The following is a 14,772-nucleotide window of genomic DNA, read 5'->3' on the forward strand; positions in this document are numbered from 1 at the left end:
AATCTAAAAAATTATGGCAAAAGAAATTAAATTCGATATTGAATCAAGAGACGCTTTGAAAAGAGGTGTGGATGCTCTTGCAAACGCAGTGAAAGTAACTTTGGGTCCAAAAGGTAGAAACGTGGTGATCGAGAAAGCTTTCGGTGCACCGCACGTGACCAAAGACGGAGTTTCCGTAGCAAAAGAAATTGAGCTTGAAGACAAAGTGGAAAACATGGGAGCACAAATGGTAAAAGAAGTGGCTTCCAAAACCAATGACATCGCGGGAGACGGAACTACAACAGCCACCGTTTTGGCACAGGCTATCGTTCGCGAAGGTCTGAAAAACGTGGCGGCAGGAGCAAACCCGATGGATCTAAAAAGGGGAATCGACAAGGCAGTTTCTGCAGTGGTGGCAAACCTGAAATCCCAATCTCAAGTGGTGGGAGATTCTTCTGAAAAAATCAAACAGGTTGCTGCAATCTCCGCGAACAACGACGATACGATTGGTTCACTGATCGCCGAAGCTTACGGAAAAGTGGGTAAAGAAGGGGTGATCACCGTGGAAGAAGCTAAAGGAACCGACACCACCGTGGATGTGGTAGAAGGAATGCAGTTCGACAGAGGTTATCAGTCTCCATATTTCGTGACCAATCCTGAGAAAATGATCGCAGAATTGGAAAATCCTTATATCCTTTTGGTAGAAAAGAAAATCTCTTCCATGAAGGAATTGCTTCCTGTTCTGGAACCGGTGGCGCAAGCAGGAAAATCACTTTTGATCATTTCTGAAGAAGTGGAAGGTGAAGCTTTGGCAACTTTGGTGGTAAACAAACTGAGAGGTTCACTGAAAATTGCAGCCGTGAAAGCTCCGGGATTCGGAGACCGAAGAAAAGCAATGTTGGAAGACATCGCAATCCTTACCGGCGGACAGGTGATCTCTGAGGAAAGAGGTTTCACCATGGAAAATGCTACTTTGGAAATGCTGGGAACTGCTGAAAAAGTAACCATAGACAAAGACAATACAACCATCGTAAACGGTGGAGGTGACGAGGCGCAAATCAAAGGCCGTGTGAGCCAGATCAAAGCGCAAATGGAAACCACAACTTCCGATTACGACAGAGAAAAACTTCAGGAAAGATTGGCAAAATTAGCAGGTGGAGTAGCAGTTCTTTACGTAGGTGCCGCTTCGGAAGTGGAAATGAAGGAGAAAAAAGACCGTGTTGACGATGCGCTTCACGCTACCAGAGCCGCTGTGGAAGAAGGAATCGTTGCCGGTGGTGGAGTAGCTTTGGTGAGAAGTATTTCTGCACTGAACCTAGATGGAGCCAACCAAGACGAATCTACCGGAATCAAAATCGTGAAAAGAGCAATTGAGGAGCCATTAAGACAAATCGTGGAAAATGCAGGTGGAGAAGGTTCTGTGATCGTGGCAAAAGTGGCAGACGGAAATGCGGATTTCGGGTATAATGCGAAAAACGACGAATATGTAAACATGTTCGAGGCGGGAATTATTGACCCAACAAAAGTAGTTCGTGTTGCCCTGGAAAACGCCGCATCCGTTGCAGGAATGTTGTTGACTACGGAATGTGTCATTACCGAAATCAAGAAAGACGAACCCGCAATGCCGATGGGAGGCGGAATGCCGGGAATGATGTAAGAAGCTGGTTTCAAAAGACAGGAACCTCATCAATTTATAATCCGTTCAGAGTTTTCTGGACGGATTTTTTTGTAATAATTAATGACATGAATTCGAATTTGAGGTTTTTATGCCCGAAGACGAGGTTCTGAACCCCAAAATCGCGGTTGGGAACCGCGAATTTGAGGTTTGGAACCGCAAAAATGGGGTCTAGAACCGCGATTTTGGGGTCTAGAACCGCAAAAATGGGGTGTAGAACCGCGATTTTGGGGTCTGGAACCCCAAAAATGGAGGATAGGACCGCACCAACGTGTTATTTTAATGCATGGAATGGGTTGAAAATTAAAAAAGCCCACCAAATAGGAGGGCTGAATTTATTTTGATCTATTTTTTTAAGTCGTGGTCAATCTTAAAGTATTGGTTTTACCACCTGCTGGTTGATCACCAAGTTGACAGGTCTCAGATGAGGTTTTTTCGCGATGTTCCATGCTGCGAAACATCAATAACCCAACAGTTTCAAAACATCCTCCGGTTTTTGTTCCTCGCGGAAAAGGGTGTAAACAAAATTCCCCTCTTCGTCTTTGTCGATGAGGATGTGTTTCGGTTGCGGCATCAAACAGTGGTGAACTCCGCCATATCCGCCGATGGTTTCCTGATACGCTCCGGTGTGGAAAAACCCGATGTACAAAGGTTTGGTGTCACTGAAAACGGGGAGATAAATGGCGTTGGTATGTTGTTCGGAATTGTAATAATCGTCGGAATCACAGGTCAATCCGCCCAGGAAAACCCGCTCATAAGTGTCTTCCCATCGATTTAAAGGGAGCATGATGAAATGTCGTGAAATTGCCCACGTGTCGGGCAAAGTCGTCATGAAAGAAGAGTCTATCATATTCCATTTTTCCCGGTCGTTTTGGCGTTTTTGGGAAAGAATTTTGTAGAGATGGCCACCGCTTTCGCCCACGGTGAAACTCCCGAATTCGGTGTAGATATTGGGTTCTTCCACACCTTCTTCTTCACAGAATTTTTTGATTTGGGACACGATTTCATTGACCATATACTGGTAATCGTAGTCAAAATTTAGAGAAGTTTTGATTGGGAAACCACCACCAATATTGAGTGAATCTACTTCCGGTGCGATTTTTTTCAACCGCGCATACACCCGGAGACATTTATAGAGTTCGTTCCAGTAGTACGCTGTATCCTTAATTCCGGTATTGATGAAAAAATGGAGCATTTTCAATCGCGCATTCGGATTTTCCGCGATTTTTTGGCTGTAATAGGGGATAATGTCCTTATAGCCAATTCCCAAACGGGAAGTATAGAATTCAAATTTTGGTTCCTCTTCCGATGCGATTCTGATGCCGATATCGAAGTTCACATCGATGCTTTCGGTGAGTTTGTCGAGTTCGCGGTAGTTGTCCAGAATGGGCGTGATGTTTTCAAAACCACTGTTGATCAGATCTGCGATTTTCGCCAAATAATCATCGGTCTTAAAACCGTTGCAGATCACCTCCACATTTTTGTCGAATTTTCCCTTTTCATAAAGCGATTTCACGATATCCATATCATAAGCCGAAGAAGTTTCGATGGAAATATCGTTTTTCAGCGCTTCCTCCAAAACGAAGGCGAAATGGCTGGATTTGGTGCAATAGCAATACCGGTAATCTTTCTTGTAATCGTTGATTTCGAACGCTTCTTTAAACCAGGCTTTCGCACGCTGAATGTTGGTTGAAATTTTCGGCAGGTAATTAAATTTCAGAGGAGTGCCAAATTTTTCTATGACGTCCATCAAGGGAATTCCGTGAAAAAGAAGCTGATTTTCCGCCACATCGAATTCCTCTGTCGGGAAGTAAAGGGTCTGGTCAATGAGTTCTGAATATTTAATTTTCATGGGGTCAAATCGAGGTTTAAATAAAATGCAAATTTGGTGAAAAAAGTTGGGATTGGCAGATTAATTTATGGTTTTTGAATTCGGACCTGCCTCCCAAAAAGGAGGGGTTATTTTTCCACAAAAACCACCAGGTCACCTTCCTGAAATTCAATCGAAACCTGATCTTCCACCGCGAAATTTCTGGTCCCAATTCTGGAAGTGATTTCTAATTTTTCTTTGTTTAAAGGCCAATTCAAGCCTTTGGTCACCACACTTTCAGCAATCGGAAAAGGATAAAGCGAAATCATTTTTCCCTTCACATTTTCTAAAACTAATTTTTTCGGTGAAAAAAAGTAGGTGGAATATTCATCAAAAAAAGTGATTTCCAGATCATCTTTAAAGTGAAAGGCCACGGTGAGGTTTCCCAAAAAATGGTCCATTTCACCACCGCTTCCTCCGTAAATATGAACTTTCTTCAAGCCTTTTTCCCTGATGATTTCTAAGGATTTTTCAAAATCTGTTTTCTCCTGATCGGGAGTGTAGATGAATTTTTCTTCATAGATTTCATCATCGTTTCCGGTATGGGAATCAAAATCCCCGGAAATAAAGTCAAGTTTTCCGACCGGAAAATTTTTTTGCTTTAAATAATGGAAAGCCCCGTCAGAACATGCAATCAACTCATAATCGTCAAATTCCGGGAGGTTTATTGGAGGAACTCCGTTGATGAAAAGTAGGGCTTTTTTATTGCTCACAGATTGCACAGATTTTTTATGGATGGTTTGGAGGTTACAGCATTGGAACAAGTCTTCACTTTTACCCGGGAAGTTTATCTGTTGTTCGGGTTCCAGAATTCTTCGGTGTCGCCATTTAATTTTGACACATATCTTGCCAAAACGAACAAATAGTCTGATAACCTGTTCAAATATTTGATCAGCTCCGGACGAACTTCTTCAGATTCGTTCAAAAAGACCAAGCTGCGCTCCGCCCTTCTGCAAACAGTTCTGCAAACGTGGAGCAGCGTCGCCGGTTTTCCGCCTCCCGGAAGAATGAAATATTGAAGGGGTTCCAGATGTTTTTCCCATTCGTCAATCCAATTTTCCATTTCTTCGATTTCTTTTTCGGAAATCATTAAGGTCAATCTGGATTTTCCGTTGGCTAAGGTGAGTTTATCTGTTGGCGTAGCGGATTCAGACCCGACCGTGAACAAGTCGAATTGAATTTTTTTGAGCTGATGGATTACTTTTTCATCGGTAATTTCAGATTTGGCAACTCCGATAAAGGAGTTCAGCTCGTCGATATTTCCGTAGGATTCCACTCTTGCGGAGGCTTTGGAAACGCGGGTTCCTCCGTAAAGTGCGGTTTCTCCTTTGTCGCCGGTTTTGGTATAAATTTTCATTTTTAAATAGCTAAAAGATGGAGGCGCAGAGATGAAAGACGGCAAATCTGTGCTTTCAAGTCTTTGAATTAAATTGATAAATAGGAGGTAAAATTACGGAAATAAAAATTTGTCAAAGATTTTGATCTCATGAAAGTTCATCCAACACGATTTTCCACAGTTTCTTGTTAAAACTTCGAAAAAAATTGATGTGCCCGATCTCTCCTTTCGGCGATTCAGAAACTTTGACTTCGCGATAGGTTTTCTTCAGGTTGGGATAACCTCTGTTCATAAGGCTTTCCATGCCTTTCAGCGTTACCCATGGATCATCTTCTGCATGAATGATAAAGGCTTCCTGGGTTAAAGTTTTAGAAAAATCCTCCTCGATTTTCTCAAAAAGTCTGCGGGTGGATTTCTTGTTTAAGATCAGGGTTTTCCAGTCATAAGCTGCTCCTTTCGGCAAAGATTCCCCCAAAGCAAAAGTGTGTGCCGGAAAATATCCGAACAGATTGCTGGTGAGCGGAAGCGCAATCCCGAAACCAAAAATCGCTTTAACCGCCACTTTCCAAGGGAGATTTCCGATGTAGGCATCTTGAGTTCCCACAAATATAAATTTCTCAAAAATGCGGGAGTCTTTATTCATCCCCAGAATCAACGCGCCCACCGAATGACCAAGGCAAAATTTTCGGTAATCAGGATAGTTTTCCTGAATATAATTGGTCAAAGTTCTAAAATCCTCAGTTCCCCAAATCCTCATCGAAGCTTTGAATCCTCTCAATTTTTCAGGTTTTGACTCGTTGATTCCACGATAATCATAGGTTAAAACCGTAAAACCATTTTCGGCAAAATATTTGGCGAAGGAAAAATAGATTTGCTGTTTGACCCCGGTCGCAGAGTTGACGAGCAAGAGCTTTCCGTTGGGATTTGCGGGTTCGAAAAGTTTGACAGAAAGCGGGAAACCATCTGCGGTTTTTAGGACTAAATCTTTCATTTTTAAGGAAAATCCACTCGTGAGGGAGCGGATATTCATTTTTCAAAATTAGGGATTTACCTTCGGTAAAAAGAAAATTTCGGTATGTGGAAAATAGGAATTTCTATTGCTCAATTTCCATTTCAATAAATTCAGAAACAATTTTCACCGGCGCATTATTTTGGTCAAAGCCAATATAAGTTGCATAAAAACCTTCGCCATAACCCGTTTCAAAGGCCATGATGTTTCCGGGTTTTTCCTCTTGAGGTTTCAGGATGGCGAACTGGTCAATCGCGCCGTTGTCATCAAAAAAATACGGATGAAAAAATTCCTCATAAATTCCCATGAAATCATCGCCTTTTTTTTGGAACAAATCTTTTTCCAAATGGTTCAGTCCCGCCTGAGTTTCTAGATCCATGAAGCACCCCATTCCGCTTTCCACGGGATATCCGAAAATCTCGCCATCCTTTAATTCTTCTGGATTTTCTCCTGATCGGGTAGCCAATTTCCATTCCGAAATTTCTGTGTCAGAAAAAACAATTTCCGCATAGGCAATGCAATTGCTGTCTTTTTCTTTATGTACAAATGCCGAAAATTCACCGATTGGGAAAGTGGTTTCAAACGCGGGCATTTCGCCGGTGGTCAGCGGATCTGAAGCAACCAGTTGACCTGTCGGAAGTACTATTTTTCCAACTTCAAATGTTTCGATCAACGGACTTTCCACAAAATTTTTGTGGAAGAGTTTGGCGATATTTTCGAGGTGTTTCATATACAGTGATATTAAGGACAAAGGGAATACACTAATGAAGGACTTTGGAAGACCTTGGAAGTTCCATGAAATTTTAAAGTGTTTTCAGTTTTTCTTCCAATAAAGCGATTTTTTCCTGGGCGTCTTTTTGCTTTTTCAATTCGGTATCTACCACATTTTGCGGAGCTCCCGCCATGAATTTTTCGTTGGAGAGTTTCTTTTCTACGGAAATTAAAAACCCTTTTAAATGCTGCAGTTCTTTTTCAGTTTTATCTTTTTCTTCGGCCAAGTCTATGTTTTCACTTAATGGGATGGAAACTTCAGTTGCTCCGACCAGGAAAGTGAAACTCGGTTTCTCCGTTTTCTGTCCGAAATGGATTTCAGAAATGTTCGCCAATTTTTTCACCAAATCTTCATTGGCAAAGGAATTGGAATTCGTGAAGACATCAACATTTTCTCTTGGCGAAATTCCTTTTGACTGACGGTAATTTCGCACACCGGAAATGATTTCTTTCGAGGTTTCAAAATCTCTGACTAAATCATTATTAAAAGAATCTGCTTTTCTCTGTTGTGAAATCACCAAAGCGTTTTCCGGAGTTCTTTGTGTAATATTCTGCCACAATTCCTCCGATAAAAACGGCATGAACGGATGCAGTAATTTCATCAGCTCCTCAAAATAGGAAATGGTTTTGTCGTAGACTTCCTTGGAAATCGGTTCGCCGAAATTTGGTTTGATGGCTTCCAGATACCACGAGCAGAAATCGTCCCAGATCAGTTTGTAAACCAAGTGCAATGCATCGGAAATTCTGAATTTCTCAAACTGGTCGGCAATTTCCAGAATGGTTTTGTCCAACTGATTTCCGAACCATTCGATTGCTTGAGCGTCCGAATGATTTGGTTTCAATGTTTGATCCTTTTTCCACCCTTGAATCAATTTGTAGGCATTCCAAATTTTGGTTGCGAAGTTTCTTCCCTGCAACATTAAATCTTCATCGAAAAGCAAATCGTTTCCGGCGGCGGAACTCAATAAGATTCCCACACGAACTCCGTCTGCACCGTATTTTTCCATCAGTTCAATTGGATCCGGCGAATTTCCGAGTGATTTAGACATTTTCCGTCTTTGCTTATCGCGAACGATTCCTGTGAAATACACGTTTTTGAACGGAACTTCTTTGCGGTATTCCAATCCGGCCATGATCATTCTTGCGACCCAAAAGAAAATAATATCAGGTCCTGTTACCAAATCGGAAGTGGGATAATAATAGTTGATGTCCTTGTTTTCCGGGTCAAGCATCCCATCGAAAACCGAAATCGGCCATAACCAGGAGGAAAACCAAGTGTCCAAAGCATCTTCATCTTGTTTCAGGTCAGAAGTTTGAAGTTCGAAGTTCGAAGTTTTTTCTTTCGCTAAAGTCACTGCTTCTTCGATATTTTCTGCAACCACGAAATCATTTTCTCCTTCGCCATAATAGTATGCAGGGATTTGCTGTCCCCACCAAAGCTGGCGCGAAATATTCCAGTCGCGGATATTTTCCATCCAGTGTCGGTAGGTGTTTTTGAACTTTTCAGGATGGAACTTCACTTCATCGTTCATCACCACATCCAGTGCAGGTTTTGCGATTTCCGACATTTTCAAAAACCACTGCTGCGAAATTTTCGGTTCGATAACCGCTCCGGTTCTTTCGGAAGTTCCTACTTTATTCACATAATCTTCAGCTTTTAGGAGAAGACCTTTTTCTTCTAATTCTTTGACAATCAACTTCCGAACCTCGAAACGGTTTTTTCCGTTATAATGAAGTCCGTGCTGGTTTAGGTTTCCGTCATCATCCAAAGAATCAATCATTTGTAGATTGTGGCGTTGCCCGATTTCGTAATCGTTCGTGTCGTGTGCGGGAGTAATCTTCAATGCGCCGGTTCCGAATTCAATATCCACATAATCATCTTCAATTACCGGAATTACGCGATTTGCGATAGGGACGATTACTTTTTTACCCTTTAAATGGGCGTATCTTTCGTCATTTGGATTGATGCAGACTGCAGTATCTCCAAAAATCGTTTCGGGGCGGGTGGTTGCTACAGACAAATAATCTTCCGAACCCTCGATTTTATATTTTAAATAGTAAAGCTTCCCGTTTTGTTCTTTGAAGATGACTTCTTCGTCAGAAATATTGGTTTTCGCTTCCGGATCCCAGTTGACCATTCGATAGCCTCGGTAAATCAAGCCTTTGTTGTAAAGATCCACAAAAGATTTGATAACCTGTTGTGAAAGTTTGGGCTCCATCGTGAATCGGGTCCTTTCCCAATCGCAGGATGCGCCGAGTTTTTTCAGCTGTTCCAGAATGGTTCCGCCGTATTTATCGGTCCATTCCCATGCATGCTTCAGAAATTCTTCTCTGCTAATATCTGATTTGTTGATTCCCTCTTCTTTCAATTTTGCCACTACTTTTGCTTCGGTTGCAATCGAGGCGTGATCCGTTCCCGGAACCCAGCAAGCATTGAATCCCTGCATTCTGGCTCTTCGAACCAAGACATCCTGAATCGTGTTGTTCAGCATGTGTCCCATGTGCAGAATTCCGGTCACATTCGGTGGCGGAATGACGATGGTATATGGCGGCTTTTCGTTGGGTTCGGAATGAAAATAATTATTTTCGAGCCAGTAGCTGTACCATTTCTGTTCGGTTTCTTGTGGGCTATATTTATCTGAAATCTGCATAAAATCTTAATTAAACATTAAAATAATGTGCAAAAATAGGGTAAATAAAATTTTTTCGATGGATTAATAAAATAATTTTTAACTTTGTCTTTCAATATTTAATAAACAAACCCAAAAAACAAATTAGGAATATGAAAAATATTTTCGCAGCTTTATTTTTAACTGCATCTTTCGCATTTGCGTCAGCACAAACTATTTCATTCGAAAAAACCACTGTGGATTATGGAACTGTGAAAAACGGTGCCGATGGCAATAGAAATTTCGTGGTAAAAAACACCGGAGACAAGCCGTTGATTATTTCAAAAGTACAGCCGTCTTGTGGATGCACTGTGCCGGAATGGAGCCAGGATCCAATCATGCCGGGAAAAACCGGCCAAATCAAAGTGCATTACAACACTACACTCACCGGACATTTCACCAAATCGATTGAAGTTTATTCAAACGATCCGGAAAACAGCCGAACAGTTGTCAATATCACCGGTGTTGTGGAACCTGCTGAAACTACTCAGGCCGCAGAAATGAAATCTGCCGCAGCTGACGTGGCTGTTGCTCAAAAAATTCAATTAGCGCCTAAGCAAGCAGTATCGGCTGTTACCGCAAAAGAGGCCACGAAAGTAAAAAAAGAAGTTAAAAGTACTGCAAAAAAGGAGATCGCAAAATAATGCAGTAGTATGCATTAAAATAAAACTTTGAAATCACTTCTTTATTGGAGTGATTTTTTTATTTTTAGTAAAAATTAAATTATGGATTTAGATTTTAGCGACAATTTTATCATTAATGATCAATTTTCGATCAAAAATGTAGAGACTGAATATAAAGGAAAGCTCACCAAGGAAGACGGAATGCGAATGCTTGAAGAGGAGAGGGTGAAGCTCCGCGAACTGCAGGAAAAACTGTATGCGGATGGCAGCAAATCTTTGTTAATCGTCATCCAAGCGATGGATGCGGCAGGCAAAGATTCGCTGATAGAGCATGTTTTCAGTGGGGTGAATCCACAAGGTTGCGAGGTGACCAGTTTCAAGACTCCAAGCACGAAAGAATATTCCCATGATTTTTTGTGGCGTCAATATTTGGCAGTCCCGGCAAAAGGAAAAATCGGTATTTTCAATAGAAGTCATTATGAAAGTGTCTTGGTCTGCAAAGTGCATCCAGAATATAATCTGAATGAAAAAGTATGGAAAAACGTGGGGGAATTCGATGCCAAGTTCTGGGAAAACCGCTACGAAAGTATCAGAAATTTTGAGAAACATCTCGCTGAAAATGGAACAGCCATCGTGAAATTGTTCCTGAACGTTTCCAAGAAAGAACAGAAAAAAAGATTAATTGAAAGAATTGATGAGCAGGAAAAAAATTGGAAGTTCTCGCTGGGTGACCTCCCTGAACGTGCGCTTTGGGACAAGTACATGGCTTGCTATGAGGAAGCCATCAACGAAACTTCCAGAAAACATGCGCCCTGGTTTGTGATTCCAGCAGACGACAAATGGTTTACCAGAGTTGCGGTTATCCAGATCATCATCGACTCTTTGAATAGGATGGATCTAAAATATCCGGTTTTGTCCGATAAAGACCGTGCTGCCTTGCAGGCTGCGAAGCATCAGTTGCTGGGGGAATAATTTTTTGACGATTTGCCGGCAATCAGCAAATTTTTTCCGGTTGATGTTTTATATTTTGCATATGAATATTTGGAGAGTGCCGCTGTTTTCACTGAGTTTTTTTGATTCTGGATGCACTTTTTTATTTCGCCTTGGGATCGTTTCCTTTTAATCTCGTGCTTTGCGAAACAAATCTGTATTCTACTTTCGAAATGTTCTTAAAAGTTTCATTTTAATGCAGTCCGGATTTGTGCGCATTAATAAGGCAATGAAAAAAGAAAAAGTGGATTTGGAAATTTCCTAAAAAAACCCACAAGAAAAACTGTAAGCCGGATTCTGTTCTCCGCCGAAGCGAAGCGCCTGTTATTTATCTGCGTTCTGCGTTGCCGCAAAACTTGAGCTGTTTACCCCTCATCAACGGACGAGCCGCCCTTAACTGATGATATACTTAACATTGCACCGCAAAGAGTTTACCTGATTTCACTATAACTGAATATACATTCTTTCTGTTGCACTGGTCCTGATCTCACGACCGACGGATGTTATCCGCTTTGCTGCTCTATGGTGTCCGGACTTTCCTACCCCCAAAAACTCGGGAATCAACAAGCCGTTTTTCTTGTGGATTGCAAAGATAGGGAAAAGTTGGTATTGCGAAACTGGTGAGCAAAAAAGGCGGGTTAGAATGGCCGGGTCAAAAATCCGCACAACTTCCTTCTTGCTTTGAAAATGTTCCGGCAGCAATCCGGATGGTATTTTGTCATTCAACAATTCTATTTTTTTGGTATTTTTGAACCATGAATTACTTTAGCGTTGTTTCTTCAGTTTTGGAAAGGTGGTACCTCACTTTTGCGCAGTTTACCCCAAAATTGATTGTTGGGATCCTGGTCTTCAGTTTTTTTCTTTTGGCGAGCTCGTTCCTAAGTAGATCGACGGTGAAGCTCTTCCGTCGCCTTTTCCCAGAAAGCCATAAAGCGGAGACCGTTACCAATTTGGTGGGGTTCTTTCGGTTTTTAATTATCCTTTTCGGAACTTTTGTCTCTTTGGAAATCATGGGACTCAGCGGTTTTTTCATGAAGCTGCTCGGAAGTTTGGGAGTTGCGGGAATTATTGCCGGAGTGGCGTTGAAAGATTTGGTTTCATCTATGTTTTCGGGAGTTTTGGTGGGAATTGATAAATCCTTTAAACCAGGAGATGTGGTGCAAATCAGCAATGTGACCGGAACGGTAGAAGAAATCGGATTCCTGACCACAAAAATTATTGCTGATGATGGAAAGAAAGTTTACCTGCCCAATCAGTTGATTTTCAGCTCGCCCTTCATTAATTTTTCTGCTTCTGGGAATAGAAAAATATTCATTGATATTGAAATCCCAAACACGCAAGATTTGGAGAAAGCCAAAGTAGTGATTCTGGATGAAGTGCGGAAGCTGGATGCTGTGGACCGGCTGAATCTTGCGCAGGTTATTTTGCTGAAGCAATCCTTCGGGATTTTTACCATAGAAGCACAATTTTGGATCAAGCAAGGACTTAATATCGCGGTGATGCGGAGCGAGGCTTTATTAAGAATAAAACAACGGTTGGATCAGGAGGAAATTCAAATGGTCAATCCCAATCAAAATCGTTAGCATGTTGCACTAAAAAAGGATGCCCAAATTTGGACATCCTTTCTTAATTTTAGGATTGATAATTATTTCTTAATCATCAGTTTATCTGTAAATTTCTCACCGTTTTTCGTTTCGATGCTTAAGATGTAGTTTCCATTAGCCAAATTCGAAACGTTGATTTTTCCTTCAGCAGAAATATTTCCTTTAGCAACAATTCTTCCTGATCGGTCATAAATGCTGTAAGAAGCAGTTTCAGATTTGTTTTTCAACATTACATTGACCTCATTTGCTGCAGGGTTTGGATAAATCGCGATATTCTTCACATTTACGTCACCTACTGCCAAAAACTTCTTAATAGAGAAATTGGAAGAATTCACAGCGAAATAGATATTATTATCTGCTTTTACCATTAATCTTGCGGAATTCACGTCTTCATTTGGCAGCATAAATGTTGCGGTACCCGTATTTGGAACACTTGTCGCAACCGGATTGAATGTTGCTCCTCCGTCCTTGGTCAGGTAAATGGTAACCGTGGTGGTGTTGATGGTTCCGGCATTTGTTCCGGCAACATCCCAAGTTACGGTGTATGGTGCAGCTGCATCAACCTGCGTATTGGTCGTTTGCGAAGTCACTTTGAAAGGTCCGTCATTGGTTACGGTTACTTTCATGGTGCTTCTTGCAGATTGGTTTCCGGTAGCTTTGTTGTCGCTAACCAATAATGAAAAGTTCAATGTTCTCGCAACGCTTGGAGTTACTTCCCATTTTGGCACCAAATCATTATTCATGATGGAGGTCATGTTTGGGAAATATCTTGATGGGGAAGAAGTGGCAAAGAAAGATCTGTAATTTGGTCCTCCGGTTGCGGTAGAAACTGGTGGTTGGGTGCTGGACTGGTTATCTAATTGTTCCCATAAATAGGTGATTGGATCACCATCCGGATCAGTTCCCGCTCCTGTTAAAACAAATGCTGTCCCTTTAGGAATAGTATAATTTGCACCAGCATCTGCTGTTGGAACGCCATTGTTGTTTGGTGTTTTTACCGAACAGTCGGATGCTCTTGTGATCACATTATTGATTTCGTTCACACTTGCGGAATGAAAATACGCGTCACTATTGTTTTGCACATTGTTGGTTGCGGTGCAAATTCCCGCATAAGCCATGATGGTGGTACCTCCACCCACTTCAAAAGCGGTCGCAAGGTTTCTGTTTCCTCCTCCGCAGCTTCCCGTAGTTGCATTGAAAGTGTGGTTTGCTCCAAATTGGTGACCCATTTCGTGTGCCACATAATCAATGTAGAAAACGTCATTGATCGGAGCGGTCAATCCGGTAACTCCACCTGCTTTGCTGGAACCGCAGATGCACGCCAGATACGCAACGCCACCACCTCCGGTAGAGAATACGTGACCAATATCGTAATTTGCGGACCCGATCACACTGTTGCAAGTCGAGATATTTTGTCCAAGCATGGTGCTTCCATTGTTGTTGGTATATGGATCGGTGTTTGGATCCGTGTAGATCAGCAAGTCGGTGTTTGGAACCATGACCATCGTAACGGAAAGTATTTTTTCATAAACGCCGTTTACTCTAGTCATTGCCACGTTCATTGCGGTAAGTGCTTTTGCAACTGTTCCCCCATGATAAATCGTGTATTCCCCGGTTGCTGCCAAAGCAAGTCGATAGGTTCTCATCTTGCCATCAGAAATAAGAGGTGCGCTACTCATAGGCGGTTCTGTGGCGTTCTCATCAATCAAATGTTCCACATTGCATTCAAAAATTCTATCGTTTACCGGAAGATCTTTTCTTTCGTAGAAGATGTATTTCGAGTTGTCTTTGGTGTAGCTGTCCAGATAGCTCACTTTCATGCCGTCAAAATACATGGCGCTTACTCCGGCTTCTGGAGTCACGCTGAAACGAACCGAGTTTGCCGGATTGTCCTTTTGAATCCCAATATAGGAGCGGATTTCCGGATATTTTGCCTGAAGTTCTGGAGCCATCACAGGTGCTTCGTGCACCAGATATTGGCTGAATTTCCCTTCAGCATTTGGAAAAGTAACCAGTTTTCCCGGAGTGTTGGAAAATCTCATAGGAGATTGAGCCAAGACAGCCTTGATCTTATTCAGATCCAAATCATAAATTGAAAATGCATTAGGTTTTGTCATTCTCACATTCAGGTCCTTCGTAGGGACCGAGGAAGATTTTGTCCAATAGTTTTGTCCAAACCCCCAAATTGCCATGAGCAGGCAAGATAAAAGCGTAATTTTTGTTTTCATAATTACTTGTTTAAATTG

General features: G+C 41.8%; 11 protein-coding genes and 1 other RNA gene. 4 read left to right on the forward strand and 8 right to left on the reverse strand.

Annotation, left to right across the window (positions count from 1 at the left end):
* The first annotated feature begins 13 nt into the window (after positions 1-13).
* On the forward strand, positions 14-1,636 hold the full coding sequence (groL, locus tag ACM44_RS02205) for a chaperonin GroEL (protein ID WP_048498475.1): 1,623 nt from the start codon (positions 14-16) through the stop codon (positions 1,634-1,636).
* A gap of 478 nt (positions 1,637-2,114) precedes the next feature.
* Here groL and ACM44_RS02215 read toward each other — a convergent pair whose 3' ends face one another.
* The 6 genes from ACM44_RS02215 to ACM44_RS02240 form a co-directional block, all read right to left on the reverse strand.
* Positions 2,115-3,506: a type III PLP-dependent enzyme domain-containing protein gene (locus ACM44_RS02215; RefSeq protein ID WP_048498477.1), complete on the reverse strand. Its 1,392-nt coding sequence runs from the start codon at positions 3,504-3,506 to the stop codon at positions 2,115-2,117.
* Between the two features lie 107 nt (positions 3,507-3,613).
* A complete protein-coding gene (locus tag ACM44_RS02220) occupies positions 3,614-4,237 on the reverse strand; it encodes a thiamine diphosphokinase (RefSeq protein ID WP_048498478.1) in 624 nt (207 codons plus the stop codon).
* A gap of 74 nt (positions 4,238-4,311) precedes the next feature.
* The gene (locus ACM44_RS02225; protein WP_048498479.1) at positions 4,312-4,881 is read right to left on the reverse strand and encodes a cob(I)yrinic acid a,c-diamide adenosyltransferase; all 570 of its coding nucleotides are present in this window, start codon (positions 4,879-4,881) and stop codon (positions 4,312-4,314) included.
* Between the two features lie 127 nt (positions 4,882-5,008).
* On the reverse strand, positions 5,009-5,851 hold the full coding sequence (locus ACM44_RS02230; RefSeq protein WP_048498575.1) for an alpha/beta hydrolase family protein: 843 nt from the start codon (positions 5,849-5,851) through the stop codon (positions 5,009-5,011).
* 103 nt (positions 5,852-5,954) lie between these two features.
* Positions 5,955-6,599, reverse strand: coding sequence for a DUF4241 domain-containing protein (locus ACM44_RS02235; RefSeq protein WP_048498480.1), 645 nt, complete (start codon positions 6,597-6,599; stop codon positions 5,955-5,957).
* A 73-nt stretch (positions 6,600-6,672) separates the two neighbouring features.
* A complete protein-coding gene (locus ACM44_RS02240) occupies positions 6,673-9,291 on the reverse strand; it encodes a valine--tRNA ligase (RefSeq protein ID WP_048498481.1) in 2,619 nt (872 codons plus the stop codon).
* A 131-nt stretch (positions 9,292-9,422) separates the two neighbouring features.
* Between ACM44_RS02240 and ACM44_RS02245 the strand changes: the two genes are divergently transcribed.
* Positions 9,423-9,953 (forward strand): DUF1573 domain-containing protein, encoded by a 531-nt coding sequence (locus ACM44_RS02245; protein ID WP_048498482.1) that lies wholly within the window; start codon positions 9,423-9,425, stop codon positions 9,951-9,953.
* 81 nt (positions 9,954-10,034) lie between these two features.
* Positions 10,035-10,904: a polyphosphate kinase 2 family protein gene (locus ACM44_RS02250; protein WP_048498483.1), complete on the forward strand. Its 870-nt coding sequence runs from the start codon at positions 10,035-10,037 to the stop codon at positions 10,902-10,904.
* A 288-nt stretch (positions 10,905-11,192) separates the two neighbouring features.
* On the opposite strand, the gene rnpB is transcribed toward ACM44_RS02250, so the two are convergent.
* Positions 11,193-11,502, reverse strand: an RNA gene (gene rnpB, locus ACM44_RS14835) — RNase P RNA component class A.
* 175 nt (positions 11,503-11,677) lie between these two features.
* On the opposite strand from rnpB, the gene ACM44_RS02255 reads away from it, so the two are divergent.
* Positions 11,678-12,505 (forward strand): mechanosensitive ion channel family protein, encoded by an 828-nt coding sequence (locus ACM44_RS02255; RefSeq protein WP_048498484.1) that lies wholly within the window; start codon positions 11,678-11,680, stop codon positions 12,503-12,505.
* 62 nt (positions 12,506-12,567) lie between these two features.
* On the opposite strand, the gene ACM44_RS02260 is transcribed toward ACM44_RS02255, so the two are convergent.
* Positions 12,568-14,754, reverse strand: a complete 2,187-nt coding sequence (locus ACM44_RS02260; protein ID WP_152669284.1) for a reprolysin-like metallopeptidase — start codon at positions 14,752-14,754, stop codon at positions 12,568-12,570.
* Positions 14,755-14,772 lie beyond the last annotated feature (18 nt).

Origin of the sequence: Chryseobacterium koreense CCUG 49689, assembly GCF_001045435.1 — a bacterium.
In the GTDB taxonomy this organism is placed as follows: Bacteria; Bacteroidota; Bacteroidia; order Flavobacteriales; family Weeksellaceae; genus Kaistella; species Kaistella koreensis.